Source organism: Mesorhizobium sp. IMUNJ 23033, assembly GCF_044778005.1.
Classification (GTDB): domain Bacteria; phylum Pseudomonadota; class Alphaproteobacteria; order Rhizobiales; family Rhizobiaceae; genus Mesorhizobium; species Mesorhizobium amorphae_A.
The window spans coordinates 283951-305619 of record NZ_JBJACT010000006.1; the positions used below are offsets into that span (position 1 = coordinate 283951).

Sequence of the window (21669 nt, forward strand, 5' to 3'; positions counted from 1 at the left end):
TTTGGGACCTCAAAGCGCAAGATATGGCTGTGGCGCCCCGGCCGGGTTGGCCGGAGTTGCCGGCGTTGATAAATCAGGAACTGGAACAGAGTGCTTTTTCGACGCCGCGAGCCTGATGGCCTTTTGGAGCGGGTGCGTACCTATCTGTGGCCGCGCCGCTCGTTCTCTCGTTCGCTGCAGTATTTCTCCAAGCGGATTCTCCGACTGAAGGCCACACCGCACGCGGTCGCCGCCGGTGTCTCGGCCGGTGTCTTCGCCTCCTTCTTCCCGCTCGGCTTTCACTTCGTCATCGCCGCCGTGCTTTGCTGGGTGATCGCCGGCAATCTGGTGGCTGCCGCGCTCGGCGCGGTGTTCTTCGGCAATCCGCTGACCTTCCCACTGCTGTGGGGCGCATCCTGGGAGACCGGCAAGCTGATCCTGCACGAGCACCTGCCAAAGCATGGGCCACCTGAACATCTTGGCGAAATGATGCACACGCTTTCGTTTGCGAGGTTGTGGCACCCGGTGCTGGAGCCGATGCTGATCGGCGCCGTACCGCTTGGCCTGGTCTTCGGGTTTGTGTTCTACGGCATCACACGCTGGGGCATGACCGTCTTTCGCGAGCAGCGGAAGAGGCGCATGGACGAGCGGGCGCAGAAGGCCAGGCATGGCGGACGGGAAGTTCCCGCGGAATGATCATCGGCATTGGCAGCGACCTGATCGATATCAGACGCATCGAGAAGTCGCTGGAGCGGCATGGCCAGCGCTTCATCCAGCGCATCTACACCGAGGTCGAGCAGGCCCGCTCAGAAGCCCGCCACGGGCGCGCTGCCTCCTATGCCAAGCGCTTCGCTGCCAAGGAGGCCTGTGCCAAGGCGCTCGGCACCGGCCTGGCGCAAGGCGTGTTCTGGCGCGACATGGGCGTCGTCAACCTTGCCAGCGGCAAGCCGACCATGGCACTGACCGGCGGCGCGGCTGCCAGGTTGGACAAGATCCTGCCGGAAGGGCACCGCGCGGCAATCCACCTCACCATCACCGATGATTTTCCGCTTGCTCAAGCCTTTGTGATCATTGAGGCGTTGCCCGTCGAACAAGCGCCACATTGATTGCATCTGACCACCGGCATGACGTTGCCCAGCGCGCGCCGAGACTCTATACCATCCAACGCACAATCGAGGACGACATGAGCGTGGCTGAAAAATCCGAGAAGAAATCCGGCGGGCTTGGCGAAACCGTCAGCGTCATCATTCAGGCGTTGGTGCTTGCGCTGGTCATCCGCACGCTCCTGTTCCAGCCGTTTTCGATCCCGTCCGGGTCGATGCGGCCGACCCTGCTCGAAGGCGACTATCTGTTCGTCACCAAATGGTCCTACGGCTATTCGCACTATTCGCTGCCGTTCGGCCCCGACATCTTCTCGGGCCGCATCTGGGGCGCGGCGCCGAAGCGCGGCGATGTCGCAGTGTTCAAGTTCCCGCCGGACCCGTCCGTCGACTACATCAAGCGCGTCGTCGGGCTGCCGGGCGACAAGATCCAGGTTAGGGACGGTCAGCTCTTCATCAATGGCGTCGGCGTGCCGCGCGTAAAGACGGGACAGATCGACAACCCCGACATCACCGAGGCCCAGGGCCCAGTCGACGTCTATCGCGAGACGCTGCCCAACGGCGTCTCCTATGACACGCTCGACCTGACGCCCAATTCGATCGGCGACAACACGCGCGAATTCGACGTGCCGCCCGGCCATTATTTCATGATGGGCGACAATCGCGACAATTCCTCCGACAGCCGCTTCACCGTCGGCTTTGTGCCGGAGGAGAATTTGGTCGGCCGCGCCAACATCATCTTCTTCTCGATCGCCGACGGCGCCAGCCCGCTCGAGATCTGGAAATGGCCGTCGCTGATGCGCGTGTCGCGCCTGTTCAACTTCGTCGACTAGGCATGGTGGCGACAAAGCGGTTGACCGCCGATGCGCTCGCCGAAGCGTTGATGCAGCGCACCGGCCACGCCTTTGCCGACCGCCAGCGTCTGCAGCGCGCGCTGACCCATGCCAGCGCCCGCTCCACCCATGCCGGCGTCGACTATGAGCGCTTCGAGTTCCTCGGCGACCGCGTTCTCGGCCTTGTCGTCGCCGACATGCTGCTCGCGGCATTTCCGGACGCCGCCGAGGGCGAATTGTCGCTTCGGCTGAACGCACTGGTCAATGCCGAGGCGCTGTCCGAGATCGCCGAGGAGATCGGGCTGCCGGAGCTGATCCGCGCCGGTTCCGACGTGCGCGGTCTCGACGGGCGCAAGCGCGTCAATTTGCGCGCCGATGCGCTGGAATCGCTGATCGCCGTGCTCTATCTCGACGGTGGCCTGGAGGCGGCTCGCGCCTTCATCCATAAATTCTGGCAGCCACGCTCGCTGGCAATCGGCGCCGCTCGTCGCGATGCCAAGACCGAATTGCAGGAATGGGCGCATCAGGCGGCGGCGGGCGCCATGCCGGCCTACCGCATCGACAGCCGCGAAGGGCCTGACCACGATCCGCTGTTCACAGTCAGCGTCAAGGTTGGCCAGTTTGCGCCGGCCATTGGCAGTGGCCGCTCCAAGCGAGAGGCCGAGCAGGCGGCCGCCGCTGCACTGCTTATGCGCGAAGGCGTCTGGGTCGCATCGGCCCAAAAATCGGAATCGATTTTTGGAGAGCACGATGCGTAGATTCAAAGTCTTAGAGCGTCCTTTGCGCGTCCAAGAGGACGCGCGGCGCTCTAATGAAGGGAGCGCGGCATGACCGCCACCGAAGACCTCGCTCCGGCAACAGAAGGTCCCGCCACGCGCTCCGGCTTCGTCGCGCTGATCGGCGCGCCCAATGCCGGCAAGTCGACGCTGGTCAACCAGCTGGTCGGCGCCAAGGTGTCGATCGTCACCCACAAGGTGCAGACCACCCGCGCCATCGTGCGCGGCATCGCCACGCATGAGAACGCGCAGATCGTCTTCGTCGACACGCCGGGCATCTTCAAGCCGAAGCGGCGGCTGGACACGGCCATGGTGACCACCGCCTGGGGCGGCGCCAAGGATGCCGATGTCGTGCTCTTGCTGATCGATGCCGAGCGCGGCATCAGGGGCGATGCCGACGCCATCCTCGAGCGGCTGAAGGATGTGCGCCAGCCGATGGTGCTGATCCTCAACAAGGTCGACCGCGTCAAGCACGAGGCGCTGCTGGCGCTCGCCGGAACCGCCAACGAGCGCGTGCCGTTCAAGCGCACCTTCATGGTCTCGGCGCTGACCGGCTCCGGCTGCAAGGACCTGCTCGACTATCTGGCGGAGACGCTGCCGGCCGGTCCCTGGTATTATCCGGAGGACCAGATCTCCGACCTGCCGATGCGCCAGCTGGCGGCCGAGATCACCCGCGAAAAGCTGTATCTGCGGCTGCATCAGGAACTGCCTTACTCCTCCCATATCGAGACCGAGAAATGGGAGGAGAAGAAGGACGGCTCGGTGCGTATCGACCAGACGATCTATGTCGAGCGCGACAGCCAGAAGAAGATCGTGCTCGGCCACAAGGGCGAGACCATCCGCGCCATCGGCCAGGCGGCGCGCATGGAGATTGCAGGCATCCTCGAACAGAAGGTGCACCTGTTCCTGTTCGTCAAGGTGCGCGAGAACTGGGGCGACGACCCAGAGCGCTACCGCGAGATGGGGCTCGAGTTTCCGCACTGACGGCAAAAAAAGACGCGGCGCCCGGATAAGGGCGCCGCGCTCATTTTGCGGTTTTTGTTCAGGCCGCAGCGACGGCAAGCTGCGACTTTGGCCGGCGGATAAAACTCTCGGTGCCATAGTAGGCGATGATGGCAGCCGCGATCACCGCCCAGATCGCAACACCGATCCATTGCTGCTGCATATAGTCGCCGTCGACGAACACCTTTCCCAGGAAGCGCACGCTGTTCTGGTGCGTGACGTGCATGATGAAGGCGAGAAGCACGCTGCCGGTGTTCTGGTAGAGCCAGGTGAACACCACCGCCGCCAGCACCACGTTGATCGTGCCGTAGAGGCTGAGGTCGCCGACCAGGCCGAGCGGGAAGTGCCAGATGGCCCAGATCACGCCGAGGATGAGGCTGCCGGTCAACGCCGAATGGCTGGCGAGCAGGCGAGGCGTGGCAAAGCCGCGCCATCCCGGCTCTTCGCCGAGCGGGCCGCTGAAGACGGCATAGAGCGCGATGATCGGCAGCATCTCGGCCAAGGCGGGAATATTGCTCCAGGCCGGTGCCGCAGCGCCGAACATCGGGTTGATCAGGATCGAGGCCAACTGCGCCCCGAACGGCAGGCCGAACGCCACCAGATACCAGAAGGGCTGCACCCGCCATTTCACCATCGAGGCGAGGATGGCCTTGACCGAATTCCAGCCGCCGGACAGGGCTGCGACGATGAATCCCGAAACGATCGGGCCGAAGGTGAACCACGGAATGCTGTCGCCGTTCGACAGCCAGAACGGGATGAAGGCCAGCCAGGTCAGGCCGAGCGCCAGCGAAAAGAAGGATATCGACTGGTGCCTTCGCACCAGGTCCAGGAAGAAAGTCATGTCGGGTCCTCTCAGCGGGCAGGTTTGATCGCGAGAGGTCGCCGGGCTGCCCGATCGGTCGACATGCGCCTGGGAACGGGCCCGGCGAGTGTTTCGACGGGCCGTTTGGCCGCTTCCGGTCAATCCGTCCTTATTGGCGCCGGCGCGGCCAAAAATCCCGAGTTCTTTCTGATCGATTTCCGATATTTCGGGGCCGCCCTGGCTGGATCCCCCGAACGCGCCTCAGCCTTGATTTCGCCGTCCGATCGGTGACAAGCTCCCGCCATGGAATGGCGCGACGAGGGAATCATTCTCGGCACCCGCAAGCATGGCGAAACCAGCGCCATCCTCGAGGTGATGACGCGCGCCCATGGCCGCCATCTCGGCCTGGTGCGCGGCGGCCGCTCGCGCAAGCAGCAGCCGGTGCTGCAGCCCGGCAACCGCGTCGACCTTCTGTGGCGGGCGCGGCTCGACGAGCATCTCGGCACCTTCCAGGCCGAGGCGATCGAGATGAACGCCGCCCGGCTGATGGACAGCGCGGTGGCCGTCTACGGCCTGCAGACCATGGCCGCGCATCTGCGCCTGCTGCCCGAGCGCGACGCCCATGGCGGCCTCTACGAGACGCTGGCCGTGATGATCGCCCATCTCGACGATGCCGACGCCGCCGGTGAACTGGTGGCGCGCTTCGAGCTGCTCATCCTCGACGAGCTCGGCTTCGGCCTCGATCTCAGCCAGTGCGCCGCGACCGGGACAAGGCAGGATCTCGCCTATGTCTCGCCGAAATCCGGCCGGGCCGTCTCGCGCGCGGCGGGTGCTGCCTGGCACGACAAGATGCTGGCGCTGCCGGCCTTCCTGCAGCGGGGCTCCGGCTTGCGCGCAGATCCGGCGGCGCTGGAGGACGCCTTCCGGCTGACCGGCTTCTTTTTTACCCGCCATGTCTACGAGCCGCGCGGCCTCGAGCCCCCGGACGCCCGCGCCGGCTTCCTCGCCGCTCTGCGCAGGCACAATGCGCGGGAAAAGGTGATAGCAGGGCAAGGCGCCGTCGGGCACATCGATAGATGACCAACGTGGCAACGCTATAGTGGGCGGAATCGCGTATTGAGAGTTTCGGCTTTCGTAGCGCCAGCCCGCAGTTGTGCCGCTCTTCAGGCACCTATCCGTCTTTCCGCCGCTCCATGAAATCGTCAAGGATGGCGCGCTGGCCTTTGAGGATCTTGAGACCGGCCTCAGGCAATGAAAACCAGCCGGCCCTGTCTACTTCGGGAAACTCCTTCATCGAGCCTGACCTTGGCGGCCACTCCATCGTGAACATGTTGCTTCTGATGGCGTCCGTGTCGACCTCCGCTTCGACACTCCATGCAATCACGATCTTGCCGCCCGGTTGACGATAGCTGCCGACAGGCTCGAAATGTCCATCGATCGCGACGCCAAGTTCCTCTTCGGCCTCGCGTTGTGCGGCCGCCAGTTCACTTTCGTTCTCGCCGACAAGCCCCTTGGGAATGGACCACGCGCCGTCATCCTTTCTTGCCCAGAACGGGCCGCCGGGATGGACCAGCAGAAACTCAAGAATGCCGGCGTTTCTCCTGTGGATCAGCAGGCCTGCACTTCGATTCGGCATCGACAATCCCCATCGCATTTGCCGCGAGCAGCGAGGATACCACGAGTATTTGCCAACTGGCGGCAGGTAACCTCGCTGTCAGCCCCATTCCTGGCCTTTTCGACGCGACGGTGAGGGATAACGGCTCTATGCCGCTGGCATTTGCCAACGAAACATGCTCGATCTTTCCTGTCGCCCATCTGGCAGTGCGTTGAGCCTAGGGACCGGCCGTCTGGCCGCCGCATTTGTCAGTGACAACTGGCCTGGTTTGGGGGAGCCGCCATGTTTGAGAGCCTGATCGGCCTTGCCGCCATCATCGCCCTGTTCGTCATCATTTCGCGCCAGCAAAGCCGCATCGGCCTGATCGAACGCGAACTCGGCGCGCTGCGCAGCCTCGTGCTTTCGGGCTCCGTGCCGTCTGCCACCAAGCCAGCCGAACAGGCGGCGACCGACGGCAAGCCCGCAGATGCTGCCCCGGCAGCTGCTGCAGTTGCCGATCTTGCGGCCTCACCGGCGAGCGACGCTGTTTCGGCAGAGACACCGGCAGTCCCAGCCGAGGCTGCAAGCGGCGGGGTCGTGGCCGGACCGTGGGACAAGGACGAGGCGAAGCCGGCAGCAGAGCCCGCCGAGCCGGCAGCGGCAAAGGGCGCGCGCCAGTCCGACGTCGAGACGGCGCTCGGCACCCGCTGGGCGGTCTGGGTCGGTGGTATCGCGCTGGCATTGGGCGGGCTGTTCCTGATCCGCTACACCATCGAGGCCGGAATTTTCGGCCCCGGCGTGCGGCTCACCATGGCCGCGCTCCTCGGCCTGGTACTGATCGCCGGCGGCGAGTTCATCCGCCGCACCGGCTTCAAGGTGCCGGTGCAGGGCGCTGCCGGCGCCTATATCCCGGCAATCCTGACGGCCGCCGGCGCCTTCATCCTGTTCGGCACCGTCTATGCCGCTTATGGCATTTACGGCTTCATCGGCCCGGCGCTGGCTTTCACCTTGCTCGGCGTCATCGGCGTGGCGACGATCGCCGCCGCCTTGGCCCACGGCCAGGCGCTGGCCGGCATCGGCCTGGTCGGCGCCATGCTGACGCCGGCGCTTGTCGCCTCTGAGGCGCCCAACCCCTGGGCGCTGTTCGGCTATCTGGCGATCGTGCTCGCCGCCACCGGCGTCATCGCCCGCATGCGTGACTGGAAGTTGCTGATGGCCGCGGCCTTCGCCGGCACCGGCATCTGGACCATCCTCTACATGACCGACGCGCCCGGCGTGAACCTCTCCACCATCCTGTTCATCAATGCCGTCACGCTTGCCGTGCTGGCCTTTGTCTGGCTCGGCGGCCGCAGCGAGGAAGAACCTGCAAGCCGGTTCGACTGGCCGTCCATCGCGCCGGCTTTCTTTGTCGCCTTTTCGGCACTGGGCCTGTCCGTCGATCCGGACTTCGCCGCCGCCGGTTATGCCTTGCCGGGCGCCGTTCTGCTCGCCGCCATGCTGGCCGTCGCGCTCTATCGGCCAAGCGCGCGGCCGCTTCTTCATGCCGCCGGGCTGGTCACGGTGATGATCTATCTCGGCATCATCCCGCCGACCTCCATCGGCTCCGATATCGTTGGCGGCAGCCTCGGCGTCGATGGCCAGCCGGCGGTGGTGTCCGATGCCTTGACGCGCAACATCGGCATCGGGCTTGGCCTGCTGTTCATCGCCGCCGGCTTCTGGGCCGCACGCCGCTTCACGGCCTCGACGCCGATCCATGCCGCGTCCTGGGCCGCATGGGGCGTCATCGCCCCGCTGGTCGTCCTGCTGGCGCTCTGGTTCACCTTCGGCAATCTCGATCGCGATCTTCTCTACGCTGCGGTTGCTGCTCTTCTGGTCGTGGTCTTCGCTGCCGGCGGCGAGTGGATCGCGCGCGCCGAAGAGCCACCGTTCAAGGGCGGTGCTTCCGTGTCCTTCGCGCTTGGCGGCGCGGCTGTCGCCGGCTTGCTGATGCTGCACATGGCTTTCGGCTCCGGCTGGACCACCGTCCTCATTGGCGCCGCGGCCATCGTGCCGGCGCTGGCGACGCGCTGGCGCTCCTATCCGGTGCTCGGCTGGATCTCGGTCGCCGCGGCCGTCGCCGTGCTCGGCCGCGTCGCCTACGACCCGACCATCGTCGGCGCCGGCTTGCTGTCGACGACGCCGGTCTTCAACTGGCTGCTGCCTGGATATGGCGTGCCGGCGCTCGCCTTCGGCTTTGCCGCCTGGCAGCTTGCCCGCACCACCAATGGCCGGCCGCGGCTCGCCATGGAAGCGGCGGCTGCGCTGTTTGCGCTGCTCACGCTCGCCATGCTGGTGCGCCACGCCATGCATGGCGGTGTCATCGACACCGGTGCGATGACGCTCGCCGAACAGGCGATCTACACGCTGATCGCCATCGGCGCCGGCGCCATCCTGGTCGCCATCGACATGCGCTCGCCAAGTTCGGTGTTGCGCTACGGTTCGATGGCCGCCGGTGTGGCTTCGGTCGCCTTCATCGTTATCCGGCATTTCGTGGTGCTGAATCCGCTGTTGTCAGACGAATCGACAGGCCAGATCCCGGTGTTCAACCTGTTGTTCCTCGCCTATCTCCTGCCGGCGGTCGCCGCCGGGGGACTGGCGCTCTACGCCAGGGACAAGCGGCCGAAATGGTATGCACAGATGCTGGCCGTGGTGGCGGCCGTGCTTGCCCTGGCCTACGCCACGCTGTCGGTCAGGCGCCTGTTCAAGGGCGAGTTCATCGGCCTGTGGAGCGGGCTTGGCCAACTCGAGACCTACACCTATTCGGCACTTTGGCTGGCGATTGGCGTGGCGCTGCTCACCGCCGGCGTTTGGCTGAAGTCGCAGGTGCTGCGCATCGCTTCTGCGGCGCTGATCGCGATTGCCGTGCTGAAAGTCTTCCTCTTCGACATGTCAGAGCTGGAAGGCGTGTTGCGCGCGCTGTCCTTCATCGGCCTAGGCGCCGTGCTGATCGGCATCGGCCTGTTCTACCAGCGGCTACTGACGAGGGCTGCAAAGGACGCGGATAAAGACAAGCAGGAACAGGCAGATTCCAATCCCGTCCAGGAATAAATCGCTGGATGCCAACGTTATTCCTTTGCTTGGGTGACTGGAGCGCCGACCGCTTCGCGCTGGCCGCTTGCGCCGCGTCGTGAAGGCGCGTTCAATTGCGATGAAACAGAGGCGACCTCGAAAACAGCGGTCATGAACGAGAAGAAGGCAGCGATCCTTGGCGAAATACCGCGTCTGCGCCGCTACGCACGCTCGCTGCTGCGCGACCGCGATTCCGCCGACGACCTTGTCCAGGACTGCCTGGAGCGCGCGTTGGTCAGGCTCGACAACTGGCGGACGGGAGAGAGCCCCAGGAGGTGGCTGTTTACGATCATGCATCATTTGTTCATCGACCAGATGCGCAAGGTGAACCGCCGCGGCGAGGCGCAGATGCTGCCGCTCGAGGCCGGTGAGGCGCAGGCCGCCCCCGCCGAGCAGGTCGAAAGCATCGCCTCGCGCGAGATCGTCGACGCATTGCAGGCGATCAGCCCCGACCGCCGCGCCGCCCTGGTGATGGTCGCCATCGAAGGCTTTTCCTATGCCGAGGCCGCCAACATCCTCGGCGTGCCGGCCGGCACGCTGATGTCGCGCATCGCGCGCGGCCGCGAGGAGTTGCGCGGGCTGCTCGACGACAGCGCGCGCCGCCGCTCGATAAGGGTTGTCGAGAAATGACCCGGCGCGATTTCTCCGAACGCGATATCCATATGGCCCTCGACGGTGAGCTGCCGGGCGAGGAGCGCTTGGCCTACGACAGCTGGCTCGAGACCAATCCCGAGATGAAGGCCAGAAGCGTCCGCTACATCGCCGACCGGGCGGCGCTGCGTGCCGCCTTTGCCGGCGTGATGGACGAGCCGGTGCCGGCAAGGCTGAGGCAAGCGTTGCTCGGAGAAGCGACGGTGAGGGCGGCCGCCTGGCGCTCGCGCTGGTGGCTTTCGGCGGCCGCGGCTGTGGTGCTGGTGGCCGGCGGGCTCGCCGGTTATGTCGCTGGCATTGACGGTATCGGCAGGGGAGACGGCGCGGACGATCAACTCGCCGAGCAGGCGATCGCCGCCCATGTCATCTATGCCGCCGAGAAGCGCCATGCGGTGGAGGTGCCGGCCAGCGACAAGGATCATCTGCAGACCTGGCTGTCCAACCGCGTCGGCCTGAAACTGGTGGCGCCCGATCTGGCGGCCGAAGGCTTCCAGCTCGTCGGCGGCCGGCTGCTGCCCGCCGGCCATGGCAAGGCGGCGATGCTGCTCTACGAGGACGCCAAGGGCGAACGCATCTCGCTGTTCGTCACCGCCGAATCGGCCGACAAGGCCAAGGGCACCTATATGGCTGAGAAGGACGGCCCAGAGGCCGTCTACTGGCTGGACAAGGGCTATGGCTGCGCCGTCGTCGGCTCGTTGCCGCGTGAGCGGCTGGCCGCGGTGGCCAAGAGCGCCTATGGCCAGCTTCTGGCCGGTTTGGCGAGCTGAACCGGCTGCTGCTTTCCGCGGCCGGCGCCCTCTCGAAGCGGCGGTTCTTTCAGCGCCTCCGTGTTGCGGGACCACCATGCAACCTGTCACAATTCGGCCCTAATCGGGGTGCGAAAGCGCTTGATCAATACCGGCGCATCGGCTGGTATGACCGATGTTTCGATCAGGGCCGTTTCCACAACCCAATCAAGGTTTTCTGAGCCCCGCATGCCTGCCGAGATTCGCAAGGCCCGCGCGTCCGACGTCGATGACCTCGCGGCCATCGAGAAGGCTGTTTTCGCGAGCGATCGCATCTCGCGACGTTCCTTCCGACAGCTGATCGAGCGCGAGACCGCCGAGATGCTGGTCGCAGAAAGCGATAACCGAATTGCCGGCTATGCGGTGGTGCTGTTTCGCAAGGGCAGCGGTGTCGCCCGGCTCTATTCCATCGCCATCGGCCCCTTCTTCGGCGGGCTCGGCATTGGCCGCCAGCTGCTGGCGGCGGCGGAGGAGGCCGCCTTCGAGCACGACCGCATGTTGCTGCGCCTCGAAGTGCGCGAGGACAATCTCCGCGCCATCCGCATCTACGAGCAGGGCGGCTACCGTAAGATCGGCCGCGAGCCGGGCTACTATGAGGACGGCGCCACGGCGCTGCGCTACGAAAAGACCTTGCGCGGCGAAATCCCGGTAGCCACCCGAGTGCCGTTCTACCAGCAGACCTGCGAGTTCACCTGCGGTCCGTGCTGCCTGATGATGGCGATGGCCAATTTCGATGCGGCCTTCGTGCCCGACCCGGTTATGGAGATACGCCTGTGGCGCGAAGCGACGACCGTGTTCATGATGTCGGGGCCGGGCGGTTGCGAACCGTTCGGCCTCGCCGTCTCCGGCTATGAAAGTGGGCTTGCGGCGGAGGTCTATGTGTCCTTCTACGGCGCGCTGTTCCTGCAGTCGGTGCGCAGCGAGGACAAGCGCCGGGTGATGGAACTCGCCCAGGTCGACTTTCGCCGCCGCGCGGAACAATACGGTATCCCGGTGAATTACCGTCCATTCGCCCTCGACGATGTTCGCAACGCGATCGCCGAAGGAAAGCTGGTGCTGGTGCTGATCAGCGGCTTCCTGATGTTCGGCAAGAAGGTGCCGCACTGGGTGCTGGCCATCGGCGACGATGGTGACCATATCCTGATCCACGATCCCTGGGTCGAGGACGAACGGCAGGAGACCATCCTTGATGCGGCCAACATTCCCGTGCCTTACGGCATCTTCATGAACATGGCGCAGTTCGGCCGCGACGGACTGCGTGCCGCCATCACTCTGGGGAAGCGCGACACACAATGACCTGGGTCATACTAACAGGCAGGCAGAACGACCTCGACCAGGTGGCGACGCCGCACAAGATCATCACCAACCGTGATTATCTTGCGCATCCGGCGCTGTTTCGCGGCCAGCGGCCGAAGGTGATCAACCTGTCGAACAATTACGGCTACCAGAGCCGCGGCTACTATGCCTCGCTGCTCGCCGGTTCGCGCGGCCACAAGGTCATCCCGACGGTCGAGACGATGATCGACCTGTCGGAGCGCAAGCTCTACGAGCATGCGCTGCCGGAGTTGGAACTGGCGCTCAACAAATGCCGCAAGGATCTCGGCGGCGTCTTTCCGGCCAAGGTTGCGATCTTCTTCGGCATCGGCCCGTCGAAAGTATGGGATCGCTTCGCCAAGCTGCTGTTCGACTGGTTCCGCGCGCCGGCGCTGGAGGTCCACATCAAGGACAGCGCCGAATGGGCCTCGATCCGCAAGATCGGCTTTCTTCCGCTGGCCAGGATGACCGAGGACGAAGAGACCTTCTTCCTGCAGTGCCTGGAGACCTACACCAACCGCGAGTGGCGCGACACCAAGGGCCGCACGCCGGCGCGCTACACGTTCGCCACGCTGGTCGATCCGCACGAGGAACTGCCGCCGTCGGAGATTTCCTCGCTGCGCTATTGGGCCAGGATCGCCGAAAAGATGGGCGTCGAAATCGAACCGATCACCAAAAAGGATCTGGCCAAGCTCGCCAATTACGACGCGCTGTTCCTCCGCGAGACCACCTCGATCTCCAACCACACCTACCGCTTCGCCCGCCGCGCCCAGCAGGAAGGCATGCCTGTCATCGACGATCCGCTGTCGATGATCCGCTGCACCAATAAGGTCTACCTCAACGAACTGATGACCTACAACAAGGTGCCGGTGCCACCGACGGTGATGATCGCCGGCACCTCGGACCTCGAAGTGGCGGCGCAGACGCTGGGCTTTCCGCTGGTGCTGAAGATCCCGGATTCCTCCTTCTCGCGCGGCGTCAAGAAATGCGAGAACCTGGAAGAGTTGAAACAGCTCGCCACCGAATGGCTGGAGGATTCCGATCTCCTGATCGCCCAAAAGTTCATTCCGACCGAGTATGACTGGCGCGTCGGCGTGCTCGGCGGTCAGCCTTTGTTTGCCGTCCACTATCTGATGGCCAAGAAGCACTGGCAGATCGTCAACCACAAGGCCAACGGCAAGCCCGACCAGGGCGGCATCAAGACCTTCACGCTGAAGGAGACGCCGTCGCACGTCGTCGAGACGGCGGTGAAGGCGGCGCGCTGCATCGGCGACGGGCTCTATGGCGTCGACCTCAAGGAAACCAAGGACGGAGTCTTCGTCATCGAGGTCAACGACAACCCCAATCTCGACCATGGTTGGGAGGATTCCGGCGAGAAGGACGAGGTCTGGGTGCGGCTGACGCAATGGTTCCTGGAACGGCTCGACCGACCAGGGCGATAATTCAACTGAGGGGAAAAGATGCAGTTCATCGTCATCGAGGATTTTACCGGCTGCGATCGCAAGGAGATCTACCGTCGCTTCCGCGACCGTGGCCGCCTGAAGCCGGATGAGCTTCTCGTGCACCATAGCTGGATCGCAGCGGATATGAGCCGATGCTTCCTGCTGGTGGAGGCCGATGACGTCACCCTCCTGCAGCGCTGGGTCATCGAGTGGGCGGACCTGGTGGAGTTCGAGATCGTTCCGGTGGCGACGAACAAGGACATGACAGAGGCATTGAGCGGGCATCTCTGACCGGGGCGGGAAACCTCCTTGTTTACTGCAGCCGAATGCCATCTCCTGCCGTCAGGAACTCAGGATTGTTCGCCGATTAGAGCCGGCGAACCCACCGACCGCAGGCACTCTTCGGTCAGCCATGTCTTGAACGCCGCCACCACCTCGCGCCGAATGCTTCGCTGCGGGATCGTCAGGCAATAGGGCTGGCTGAGCATGAGTGCGCGTGTGACGGGTCTGACCAGCCGGCCGTCTTCTATAGCTTCGGCGCAGTAGACGCCTTGCGCGAGCGCGACGCCGAGGCCGGAAATGGCGAGGTCGAGCGCCGCCCGCGACGAGTTCGCCGACAGGCCGCGCTGCCCAGCCCGGCTGGGGGCCATGCCGGCCGCCTCGAACCAGCTTCGCCAGGACGGAAAGGACGCGCCGGTCGGCCCCCAATCCGTGTGGATCAGCGGCAGGCCGGCGAGGGTGCTTTCTGAGCTGCCGATCTCGCGCGCGATGCCTGGCTCGCTAGCGATGCCAGGCGCGCAGACGGGATAGACGGCATCCCTGACGATCTCCTCGGTGACTTCGTCGCGATAGTGGGAACGTCCGTAGGACAGGCGGATGTCGATCAGGTCGTGGTCGAACGACACCGGATCGTCTTCGCCCCTGAGAGCGATGTCGACCGCGCCATGGCCGGCTACGAACTTCGCCAGGCGCGTCGACAGCCAGCCCATCGCCATCGAGGGCGGCACCGAGACGACCAGCCGCGAGCGTAGCTCAGCACCGCCCAATTCGCGCGACACGCTGCCGATCTCCTCGAACGCCGTCGTCAGTCTGGGCAGCATTTCGCGCCCGGCATCGGTCAGCACGGCACGGCGGTTCACGCGCAGAAACAGCTTGCGGCCCATCTGCTCCTCGACGGTACGGATGAGCTGGCTGACCGCGGCCGCGGAAACCGAAAGCTCCTCGGCCGCCGCGGCAAAGCTGCCGGAGCGCGCCGCCGCCTCGAAAGCCTGCAATCCGCGCAAGGATGGAAGTGCGACCATGGTCACCAACAGATAAGTTAAGCTTATCTATCTGGCAGGAATCCTCGTTTTGCGAAAGCTATTTTGTCGATTAGGGTATTTTCAAACGGCAAGCAGCGGAACGGAACACCAATGGACCATCGCGACGTGATCGCATCGCTAACGCAGCAGCAGCGCGATCGGCTGACCGCCAAGTCGGATCGCCTCGGACTGGTTCAGCTCGGCGCGCATTGGGGCGCGATCGTCGTCCTCGGCGCGCTGATCGCCGCGAAAGTGCCGTTCTGGCCGCTGCTGATGCTGCCGCAAGGCATATTGATCGTGTTCCTGTTCACCCTGCTGCACGAGACGATCCATCGTACCGCTTTCGAGACGCAGCGGCTGAACGATCTGGCGGCGCGCGCCGCGAGCCTGGCGATCGCGCTGCCGGCCGACTGGTTCCGCTATTTCCACTTCGCGCACCATCGTTTCACCCAGGATCCCGAGAACGACCCGGAACTCGCCTTTCCAAAACCGGAAACCTGGCGGCAGTACCTAGTCCACATCTCCGGCATTCCGGTGTGGTGGGGGCATGTCAAGACGCTCTACGTCAACGCCACCGGCCAATGCAGCGGCAGCTACGTGCCGCCGAAGGGCCACCCCAAGGTGCGCGCCGAGGCCCGCGCCATGCTCGCCTTTTATGCCGTCCTGCTCGTGCTGGCTTTATGGTTCAAGGCGACGGTGTTGCTCTACGTCTGGATCGTGCCGGCACTGCTCGGACAGCCGTTCCTGCGCCTCTATCTGCTGGCCGAACACGGCCGCTGCCCGCTGGTCGCCAACATGCTGGAGAACACGAGGACGACGCTCACCAACTGGTTTGTCCGCAAGCTCGCCTGGAACATGCCCTACCACGCCGAGCATCATGCCTATCCGGGGGTACCCTTCCATCAGCTGCCGCAGTTTCATGCCCTGATCGAGCGCCACCTCAAGGAGGTCGAGAACGGCTATGTCAGCTTCCACGAAAAATACGTCGAGACGCTGCGCTGACGGCGGCCTCACCCGGACTGGCGCAGCGCCGCCCCTGATCTCAGCAGCCGGTTGATGTCCGCTGCCTTCGACGGCACGCTGATCAGATAGCCCTGCGCCTCGACGCAGCCTGCCTCGCGCAGCATGTCGAGCTGCGCTTCGGTTTCGACACCTTCGGCGGTGACGGTGATGCCGAGCTGCGCACCAAGCCCGATGACCGTGCGCACGATCGCTGCCGTGTCGCGATTGTCGATGTCACGGATGAAGGAACGGTCGATCTTGATCTTGTCGACGGGAAAGCGTCTGAGATAACCGAGCGACGAATAGCCGGTGCCGAAATCGTCGAGCGCGATGCGGATGCCGAGGTCGCGCAATTGGCTGAGCGTCTTCAGAACCGTTTCGCTCTCGTCCATCAGCACGGTTTCGGTGATTTCCAGCTCGAGCCGGTCGGCCGGCACGCCGGAAAACGCCAGCGCCGAAATCACGCTGCGGGCGAAGGTGCCGCTTTTGAGCTGCACCGCCGAGACATTGACCGCAATGCGCATCGCATGCGGCCAGCCAGCGGCCACCGTGCAGGCTTTTCTCAGCGCCCAGTCGCCCAGTTGCACGATCAATCCGATCTCTTCGGCGGCCGGGATGAAATCGTCAGGCGATACCAGGCCGCGTGCCGGCGAACGCCAGCGCATCAGCGCTTCCGCGCCGACGATGTCGCCGGAGGCGATGTTCATGATCGGCTGGAAATCGAGCTCGAATTCGCGCCGCGGCAGCGCCGCCTGGAGGTCGGTTTCGAGCACCTGGCGCTCCCGCACCATGGCGTCCATGCCGGGCTCGAAGAAACGGTAGACGTTGCGGCCTTCGCTCTTGCCCCGATAGAGCGCCATGTCGGCATTCTTCAGCAGCGCGTCGGCGTCCTTGCCGTCGTCCGGGTAGAGCGCGATGCCCAGGCTGATGCCGACATGCATGTCGCGGCTCTTGTCGCGATAGGGCTTGCCGATGACCTCGACGATGCGCCTGGCCAGGCGTTCGGCGTCGGCGGCACTTTTGACGTTGAACTGGATGATGGCGAACTCGTCACCGCCGAAGCGAGCGACCACATCCGTCTCGTTGCGCAGGCAGCGCATCAGGCGCTCGGCCACGCATTTCAGCAGCCAGTCGCCGGCCGGGTGCCCGAACGTGTCGTTGACGGCCTTGAAGCGATCGAGATCGAGCGAGAAGATCGCCAGCGGCGCGACCATGGGCTCGCTCAGGGCCTGGTCGAGGCGTTCGCGAAACATCGAGCGGTTGGGCAGGTTGGTCAGCGTGTCATGATGCGCAAGATGCGTCATGCGTTCTTCGGCGCGGCGGCGCTCGGTGATGTCGTCGAAGGTCGCCACCCAACCGCCGCCACTCATCGGCCGGCGTGCGACCAGAAGGGTCCTGCCGTCGGCAAGGCTGCGGTGGGTTGAACGCGACTCGCCGGCCTGCAGGCAGGCCATGGTCTTCGAAATCTCCCCGTCGATGTCGATCTCGGCATAGATGCCGAGACGCACCAACTGCACGAGCAGTTCGCGATGGCTCATGCCGAGCGGGAAGTCGGCCGGCGTGACGTGATAGAGATCGAGGAAACGCTCATTGCGCACGATCAGCCTGCCATCGGCATCATACATCAACAGGCCTTGCGACATGTTGGCTAGAGCTGCGTCGAAGCGGCGGTGCTGTTCCTTCAGCTCCTGCTCGGCGCGCCGCTGTTCGGTGATGTCCTCGTAGATCGACACCCAGCCGCCGGAGGCCAGCGGCCGGTGCGAGATGTTGATGATGCGTTCGTCCGACAGCACCTCCTCGTAGGTCGAGGGCCTCGCCTGGTCTATATAGGGTTTGCGGATCGCATAGAGATCTTCGGCGCTGTGCGAGGCAACGCCGATGTCGACGCTGTGCTGCAGGATGTCGAAGAAGCGGATGCCGGGCCGTACGATCCCGGCGTCGAGGCAGAAGATGCCGAGATAGTTGCCGTTGCAGATGATCATCCGCTCGTCGGCATCGAACATGCACAGTCCATGCGACATGTTCTCGACGGCCGCCGAAAAGCGCTCGTTCTGGTCGCGCAGTTCGTCTTCAATCCGCCGTGGCTGGCCGATGCTTCCGGCGCTCCGCCTGCGCGCGGGCGAACCAGCCTTGACATGTGCGACGGGCATGTAGGCGCCTGCGGACAGTGATCTGACAGGGTACTGTGGTAGGCGCCGGTTAATTTAGCGTTCGTTCAGTCAGCCGAATGCACGGTAACCATTGCCTGACACTTCGTTTCGAGCGCCGAAAACCGCTTGAGGAATGCGGCCTGCGCCCAGGTCACCGAGCGTGGCGTGAAATCGAAGCGGTCGGCGTTGAAGCCGCGCGGGCGGCCGAAGAACTCCGTCGCCTCGCGGGTGGAGAAGCCGGCAAGCAGCGTCGCCTCGTAATAGGCGGCGATCTGGTCGGCGCGCTTGATCTCCTTGCGCAAGCCGGCACCGAGTTCGGCCGGCAGCGAAAAGCGCTGATGGATGGCGCGCTGCAGCCTCAGCTCGCAGTCCTTGTAGGAGCCGCCCATCACCGACTTGAACGGCGAGATCATGTCGCCGATGACATATTCCGGCGCATCGTGCAGAAGCGCCGCCAGCCGGGCGCCGGCCGAAGCTGCCGGCATCAGTTCGGAAAACAGCGCCTCGACCAGCAGCGAATGCTGGGCGACCGAAAAAGCATGCTCGCCGCTGGTCTGGCCGTTCCAGCGGGCGACGCGGGCAAGCCCGTGCGCGATGTCGGATATCTCGATGTCGAGCGGCGAGGGGTCGAGCAGGTCGAGCCGCCGTCCCGACAGCATACGTTGCCAGGCGCGTGGCGGCGCCCCGGCGCGGTCGGCCGCCATCAGGCCTCCTCCGCGCCGACGGCATCCTGCCGGAAGCCGAACTTCGCCCAAGCCGGTATGGCGAGCGTCACCGCGACGTCGCCAGCCATGACCGGCTGGCCGCTGTCGAGTGCTGCCTTGACGCGGTCGATGCGGGCAATGGCGAGGCCTGCCGTGCCTTCGGTCGACCCGAGCGCGCCGACCGGCCGTCCCGCCACCGTCAGCTCGGTGCCCGGGCCGGGCAGGGGAGCTTGCGCGGAGGCGATCAGCACGCGGCGCCTGGCGGTGCCGCGATGCTGCATGCGCGAGACCACCTCTTGGCCGACATAGCAGCCTTTCTTGAAGCCGATGCCGCCGGTCTCGTCGAGCAGCACGTCATGTGGAAAGACATCGCCGAGCGCATAGTCGCTGCCGCTTTCGGCAATGCCGTGGGCGATGCGCAGAGCCTGCCATGCCGTGGCATCGCCACCCTCGGCCGCGCTGCCATATCTGCGCCTGACGGCAATGTCGCGGAAGCGCGTGTCGGAAACTTCGGTTGAATCAGAATGTGAAGCGATTGAATCACTTCCCCACGCGACGCTGACAAGCGTCTGATCGGCCTTGGCAATCCCAACCTTGGCACGCAAGCGGTAGAGCATCAGCCGGCGTACGAAATCGTCGGCAACGTCAGTGCGGCAGTCGAGGACAAAGCCATCCTCTCCGGCACGCGAGATCAGGAAATCGAACAGGATCTTGCCTTGCGGCGAAAGCAGCGCGCCTGGCTTGGCCTCGCCAGCAGCCAGCACATCAAGGTCGGTGGTGAGGATGTTCTGCAAAAAATGCTCGGCATCGGGGCCCGACACGGATATGAGCTCGCGGTCTTTCAGCAGGGCAATGGGCATGGGTGGACAAAAGCCTGATCTTGCAAAACGGTCGGCCTTTACGTAAGCCGACGACACTCCCCCCGCAAGAGACCGGACGCCCATGGCCAGCACCTACGATCTCATCCTGACAGGCGGCACGGTGGTCAACCATGACGGCGAGGGTCTTCGCGATGTCGGCGTCAAGGACGGTCGCATAGCCGCAATAGGTGATCTCGGCCAGGCCTCCGCCGGCGAGACGATCGATTGTCGCGGACTGCACATCCTGCCCGGCGTCGTCGACAGCCAGGTGCATTTCCGCGAGCCGGGACTCGAGCACAAGGAGGATCTGGAGACGGGTTCGCGCGCGGCGGTGCTCGGCGGCGTCACTGCCGTCTTCGAGATGCCCAACACCAACCCGCTCACCACCAACGAGGCAGCACTTGCCGACAAGGTGCGCCGCGCTTCCGATCGCATGCATTGCGACTTTGCCTTCTGGGTCGGCGGCACCCGTGACAATGCCGGCGACGTGGGCGAGCTCGAGCGGCTGCCGGGCGCGGCCGGCATAAAGGTGTTCATGGGCTCGTCGACCGGCGATCTGCTGGTCGAGGACGACAAGGGCGTCGCCGCGATCCTCAGCAACACGCGCCGCCGCGCGGCCTTCCATTCGGAGGACGAGTTCCGCCTGCGCGAGCGGTTGGGTGAGCGCATCGAAGGCGACCCGTCCTCGCACCCCATCTGGCGCGACGAGATCGCGGCGCTGCGCTGCACCGAGCGCCTGGTGCACATCGCCCGCCAGGTACGCGCCCGCATCCATGTGCTGCATATCTCGACGGCGGAAGAAATCCTGTTCCTCGAACAGCACAAGGACGTCGCGACCTGCGAGGCGACGCCGCATCACCTGACGCTCGCTGCCGACGACTATGCGCGTCTGGGCACGCTGATCCAGATGAACCCGCCGGTGCGCGCCGCGCGCCACCGCGACGGCGTCTGGCATGGCATTCAGCAAGGCATCGTCGACGTGCTCGGCTCCGACCACGCTCCGCACACGCTGGCCGAAAAGGCAAAATCCTATCCGGCCTCACCATCGGGCATGACCGGCGTACAGACGCTGGTGCCGATCATGCTCGACCACGTCAATGCCGGCCGCCTGACCCTGCAGCGTTTCGTCGATCTCTCCAGCCACGGTCCGCAGCGCATCTTCGGCATGGCCAGGAAAGGCCGCATCGCCGCCGGCTACGACGCCGATTTCACCATCGTCGACCTGAAGCGCCGGGAGACCATCACCAATGCGCAGGCCGGCTCCAAGGCCGGCTGGACGCCTTATGATGGCAGAGAAGTGACCGGCTGGCCGGTTGGCACCGTCGTGCGCGGCCGCCGCGTTATGTGGGAAGGCGAGATCGTCACGCCCAGCCAGGGCAGGGCGGTGGAATTTTCCGAGGCGCTGCAGGGCTAGGCTACCTTCCCAAAGGGGCAGGGCGAGCCACTCAATCCCCGGCGACAAAGAACATCCACTGGCCGGTCGGCGTGATGCCGACGCGGTAGAAGATGTAGGCGCCGAATTGTTTCATGCCGTCAAAGTCGCCGGCGGTGACGATCTTGAACAGCTCGACGCGCTGCTTGGCGTCGAGCTTGTCGAGCGGCAGGGCAAAGAAATACGGCCAGACATAGAGCTCCTGCGGCGTGCCTGCATCGACATGGACGTAGCCGGCGCTAAGCACCTCTTCCATGATGGCCAGGATCTCCTGCCCCTCGCCGTCGCCGGACAACCCCTTGAGGAAAGCGATCGGGTCGCCGTCGATGTCGCCCAGCGACAATTGCGTCATCTGATCGCCCGTGCCGATCAGCGGCCTGAGCTTTTCGACGTCGCCGCTCCGGCAGGCCTCGACGATCAGGTCGTGCATGCGCCTGACCGGCTCGGGCAGCCTGGTGAGGTCATAGACGACTTCCGGTGGGGGCGTATCCGGGTCGGTGCGCGGGTTGGCCACGCCGCCATCGTTCGCCGGTCCCTCAGGCTCGCTCTTTTCGGGCTCGTCGGCGGGCGTCGGCTCTCTGGCTGCGGGCGGGGTCGTGCCGAGCGGATCGGGCGCCGGCACGGCGCTTCCGGGTGGGGCCATGTCGTCGTCGGCGGGTGGTGTGACGGGTGAGGGAAGCTCCTCGCGCTTGATTTCGCTCAGCGCGTGAGCCGGGCCGGTCGTGAGACAGAGCGCCAGCGGAACCGCGGCGCAGAAAGCGGCGAGCCAGATGCTGTAAACCAGGCCGCGCGGCTGGCCTGAGATCGTAAAATTCACCGCCTGCATCTCCATGA

General features: G+C 64.9%; 21 protein-coding genes. 14 read left to right on the forward strand and 7 right to left on the reverse strand.

From position 1 onward, the window contains the following. Nucleotides 1–90: 90 nt before the first annotated feature. From ACFX5Q_RS10405 to era, 5 genes are all read left to right on the forward strand, one after another. Nucleotides 91–675, forward strand: coding sequence for a DUF2062 domain-containing protein (locus tag ACFX5Q_RS10405; protein WP_040582772.1), 585 nt, complete (start codon nt 91–93; stop codon nt 673–675). Next, nucleotides 672–1085 carry a holo-ACP synthase gene (gene acpS / locus ACFX5Q_RS10410; RefSeq protein WP_404277380.1) on the forward strand — a complete coding sequence of 138 codons (414 nt, stop codon included), beginning with the start codon at nt 672–674 and terminating at the stop codon, nt 1083–1085. The genes ACFX5Q_RS10405 and acpS overlap by 4 nt, the downstream gene beginning before the upstream one ends. A 77-nt stretch (nt 1086–1162) precedes the next feature. After that, nucleotides 1163–1912 carry a signal peptidase I gene (gene lepB, locus ACFX5Q_RS10415; protein ID WP_404277381.1) on the forward strand — a complete coding sequence of 250 codons (750 nt, stop codon included), beginning with the start codon at nt 1163–1165 and terminating at the stop codon, nt 1910–1912. A gap of 2 nt (nt 1913–1914) precedes the next feature. Next, nucleotides 1915–2670: a ribonuclease III gene (rnc, locus tag ACFX5Q_RS10420; RefSeq protein WP_404277472.1), complete on the forward strand. Its 756-nt coding sequence runs from the start codon at nt 1915–1917 to the stop codon at nt 2668–2670. A gap of 69 nt (nt 2671–2739) precedes the next feature. Continuing rightward, nucleotides 2740–3672 (forward strand): GTPase Era, encoded by a 933-nt coding sequence (gene era / locus ACFX5Q_RS10425; RefSeq protein WP_404277382.1) that lies wholly within the window; start codon nt 2740–2742, stop codon nt 3670–3672. A 58-nt stretch (nt 3673–3730) separates the two neighbouring features. On the opposite strand, the gene ACFX5Q_RS10430 is transcribed toward era, so the two are convergent. After that, nucleotides 3731–4531, reverse strand: a complete 801-nt coding sequence (locus ACFX5Q_RS10430; RefSeq protein WP_404277384.1) for a CPBP family intramembrane glutamic endopeptidase — start codon at nt 4529–4531, stop codon at nt 3731–3733. A 264-nt stretch (nt 4532–4795) separates the two neighbouring features. On the opposite strand from ACFX5Q_RS10430, the gene recO reads away from it, so the two are divergent. Then, nucleotides 4796–5572 carry a DNA repair protein RecO gene (gene recO / locus ACFX5Q_RS10435; protein WP_404277385.1) on the forward strand — a complete coding sequence of 259 codons (777 nt, stop codon included), beginning with the start codon at nt 4796–4798 and terminating at the stop codon, nt 5570–5572. A 91-nt stretch (nt 5573–5663) separates the two neighbouring features. On the opposite strand, the gene ACFX5Q_RS10440 is transcribed toward recO, so the two are convergent. Further along, entirely contained in the window at nt 5664–6128 is a 465-nt protein-coding gene (locus ACFX5Q_RS10440; protein WP_404277474.1) for an NUDIX domain-containing protein, read from the reverse strand. Nucleotides 6129–6389: 261 nt separating this feature from the next. On the opposite strand from ACFX5Q_RS10440, the gene ACFX5Q_RS10445 reads away from it, so the two are divergent. From ACFX5Q_RS10445 to ACFX5Q_RS10470, 6 genes are all read left to right on the forward strand, one after another. Then, nucleotides 6390–9173 carry a DUF2339 domain-containing protein gene (locus ACFX5Q_RS10445; protein ID WP_404277387.1) on the forward strand — a complete coding sequence of 928 codons (2784 nt, stop codon included), beginning with the start codon at nt 6390–6392 and terminating at the stop codon, nt 9171–9173. A gap of 132 nt (nt 9174–9305) precedes the next feature. Further along, on the forward strand, nt 9306–9824 hold the full coding sequence (locus ACFX5Q_RS10450; protein ID WP_404277388.1) for a sigma-70 family RNA polymerase sigma factor: 519 nt from the start codon (nt 9306–9308) through the stop codon (nt 9822–9824). Then, nucleotides 9821–10612, forward strand: a complete 792-nt coding sequence (locus ACFX5Q_RS10455; protein ID WP_404277389.1) for an anti-sigma factor family protein — start codon at nt 9821–9823, stop codon at nt 10610–10612. Before ACFX5Q_RS10450 ends, ACFX5Q_RS10455 begins: the two co-directional genes overlap by 4 nt. 207 nt (nt 10613–10819) lie before the next feature. Continuing rightward, complete coding sequence (locus tag ACFX5Q_RS10460) at nt 10820–11926, forward strand: peptidase C39 family protein (protein WP_404277391.1); 1107 nt, start codon at nt 10820–10822, stop codon at nt 11924–11926. Beyond that, nucleotides 11923–13386 carry a RimK family protein gene (locus ACFX5Q_RS10465; protein WP_404277393.1) on the forward strand — a complete coding sequence of 488 codons (1464 nt, stop codon included), beginning with the start codon at nt 11923–11925 and terminating at the stop codon, nt 13384–13386. Before ACFX5Q_RS10460 ends, ACFX5Q_RS10465 begins: the two co-directional genes overlap by 4 nt. Before the next feature lie 18 nt (nt 13387–13404). Continuing rightward, nucleotides 13405–13677 carry a DUF3303 domain-containing protein gene (locus ACFX5Q_RS10470; protein WP_404277395.1) on the forward strand — a complete coding sequence of 91 codons (273 nt, stop codon included), beginning with the start codon at nt 13405–13407 and terminating at the stop codon, nt 13675–13677. 59 nt (nt 13678–13736) lie between these two features. On the opposite strand, the gene ACFX5Q_RS10475 is transcribed toward ACFX5Q_RS10470, so the two are convergent. Continuing rightward, complete coding sequence (locus tag ACFX5Q_RS10475; RefSeq protein WP_404277397.1) at nt 13737–14687, reverse strand: LysR substrate-binding domain-containing protein; 951 nt, start codon at nt 14685–14687, stop codon at nt 13737–13739. 111 nt (nt 14688–14798) lie between these two features. Here ACFX5Q_RS10475 and ACFX5Q_RS10480 point away from each other — a divergent pair, with 111 nt between their 5' ends. Continuing rightward, the gene (locus ACFX5Q_RS10480) at nt 14799–15689 is read left to right on the forward strand and encodes a fatty acid desaturase family protein (RefSeq protein ID WP_404277399.1); all 891 of its coding nucleotides are present in this window, start codon (nt 14799–14801) and stop codon (nt 15687–15689) included. Nucleotides 15690–15697: 8 nt separating this feature from the next. Here the strand turns inward: ACFX5Q_RS10480 and ACFX5Q_RS10485 are convergent, their stop codons facing one another. The 3 genes from ACFX5Q_RS10485 to ACFX5Q_RS10495 all read right to left on the reverse strand — a co-directional run bounded on the left by ACFX5Q_RS10485 (nt 15698) and on the right by ACFX5Q_RS10495 (nt 19403). Next, the gene (locus tag ACFX5Q_RS10485; RefSeq protein ID WP_404277401.1) at nt 15698–17839 is read right to left on the reverse strand and encodes a putative bifunctional diguanylate cyclase/phosphodiesterase; all 2142 of its coding nucleotides are present in this window, start codon (nt 17837–17839) and stop codon (nt 15698–15700) included. Nucleotides 17840–17904: 65 nt separating this feature from the next. Then, nucleotides 17905–18543 (reverse strand): hydrolase, encoded by a 639-nt coding sequence (locus ACFX5Q_RS10490; RefSeq protein WP_404277403.1) that lies wholly within the window; start codon nt 18541–18543, stop codon nt 17905–17907. Continuing rightward, nucleotides 18543–19403: a YgfZ/GcvT domain-containing protein gene (locus tag ACFX5Q_RS10495; RefSeq protein WP_404277405.1), complete on the reverse strand. Its 861-nt coding sequence runs from the start codon at nt 19401–19403 to the stop codon at nt 18543–18545. Before ACFX5Q_RS10495 ends, ACFX5Q_RS10490 begins: the two co-directional genes overlap by 1 nt. Nucleotides 19404–19485: 82 nt before the next feature. Between ACFX5Q_RS10495 and ACFX5Q_RS10500 the strand changes: the two genes are divergently transcribed. Beyond that, entirely contained in the window at nt 19486–20817 is a 1332-nt protein-coding gene (locus tag ACFX5Q_RS10500) for a dihydroorotase (RefSeq protein WP_404277407.1), read from the forward strand. A gap of 31 nt (nt 20818–20848) precedes the next feature. Here the strand turns inward: ACFX5Q_RS10500 and ACFX5Q_RS10505 are convergent, their stop codons facing one another. After that, nucleotides 20849–21652, reverse strand: a complete 804-nt coding sequence (locus tag ACFX5Q_RS10505; RefSeq protein WP_404277409.1) for a hypothetical protein — start codon at nt 21650–21652, stop codon at nt 20849–20851. Nucleotides 21653–21669: the final 17 nt, after the last annotated feature.

What these genes read in the sequence shown, in the direction of transcription:
- ACFX5Q_RS10485 (WP_404277401.1), bottom strand. Translation starts at nt 17,839, where the DNA reads ATGCCCGTCGCACATGTCAAGGCTGGTTCGCCCGCGCGCAGGCGGAGC.
- ACFX5Q_RS10495 (WP_404277405.1), bottom strand. Translation starts at nt 19,403, where the DNA reads ATGCCCATTGCCCTGCTGAAAGACCGCGAGCTCATATCCGTGTCGGGC.
- lepB (WP_404277381.1), top strand. Translation starts at nt 1,163, where the DNA reads ATGAGCGTGGCTGAAAAATCCGAGAAGAAATCCGGCGGGCTTGGCGAA.
- rnc (WP_404277472.1), top strand. Translation starts at nt 1,915, where the DNA reads ATGGTGGCGACAAAGCGGTTGACCGCCGATGCGCTCGCCGAAGCGTTG.
- ACFX5Q_RS10480 (WP_404277399.1), top strand. Translation starts at nt 14,799, where the DNA reads ATGGACCATCGCGACGTGATCGCATCGCTAACGCAGCAGCAGCGCGAT.
- ACFX5Q_RS10470 (WP_404277395.1), top strand. Translation starts at nt 13,405, where the DNA reads ATGCAGTTCATCGTCATCGAGGATTTTACCGGCTGCGATCGCAAGGAG.
- ACFX5Q_RS10445 (WP_404277387.1), top strand. Translation starts at nt 6,390, where the DNA reads ATGTTTGAGAGCCTGATCGGCCTTGCCGCCATCATCGCCCTGTTCGTC.
- ACFX5Q_RS10430 (WP_404277384.1), bottom strand. Translation starts at nt 4,531, where the DNA reads ATGACTTTCTTCCTGGACCTGGTGCGAAGGCACCAGTCGATATCCTTC.
- ACFX5Q_RS10450 (WP_404277388.1), top strand. Translation starts at nt 9,306, where the DNA reads ATGAACGAGAAGAAGGCAGCGATCCTTGGCGAAATACCGCGTCTGCGC.
- ACFX5Q_RS10455 (WP_404277389.1), top strand. Translation starts at nt 9,821, where the DNA reads ATGACCCGGCGCGATTTCTCCGAACGCGATATCCATATGGCCCTCGAC.
- era (WP_404277382.1), top strand. Translation starts at nt 2,740, where the DNA reads ATGACCGCCACCGAAGACCTCGCTCCGGCAACAGAAGGTCCCGCCACG.
- ACFX5Q_RS10490 (WP_404277403.1), bottom strand. Translation starts at nt 18,543, where the DNA reads ATGGCGGCCGACCGCGCCGGGGCGCCGCCACGCGCCTGGCAACGTATG.
- ACFX5Q_RS10465 (WP_404277393.1), top strand. Translation starts at nt 11,923, where the DNA reads ATGACCTGGGTCATACTAACAGGCAGGCAGAACGACCTCGACCAGGTG.
- ACFX5Q_RS10460 (WP_404277391.1), top strand. Translation starts at nt 10,820, where the DNA reads ATGCCTGCCGAGATTCGCAAGGCCCGCGCGTCCGACGTCGATGACCTC.
- acpS (WP_404277380.1), top strand. Translation starts at nt 672, where the DNA reads ATGATCATCGGCATTGGCAGCGACCTGATCGATATCAGACGCATCGAG.
- recO (WP_404277385.1), top strand. Translation starts at nt 4,796, where the DNA reads ATGGAATGGCGCGACGAGGGAATCATTCTCGGCACCCGCAAGCATGGC.
- ACFX5Q_RS10500 (WP_404277407.1), top strand. Translation starts at nt 19,486, where the DNA reads ATGGCCAGCACCTACGATCTCATCCTGACAGGCGGCACGGTGGTCAAC.
- ACFX5Q_RS10475 (WP_404277397.1), bottom strand. Translation starts at nt 14,687, where the DNA reads ATGGTCGCACTTCCATCCTTGCGCGGATTGCAGGCTTTCGAGGCGGCG.
- ACFX5Q_RS10440 (WP_404277474.1), bottom strand. Translation starts at nt 6,128, where the DNA reads ATGCCGAATCGAAGTGCAGGCCTGCTGATCCACAGGAGAAACGCCGGC.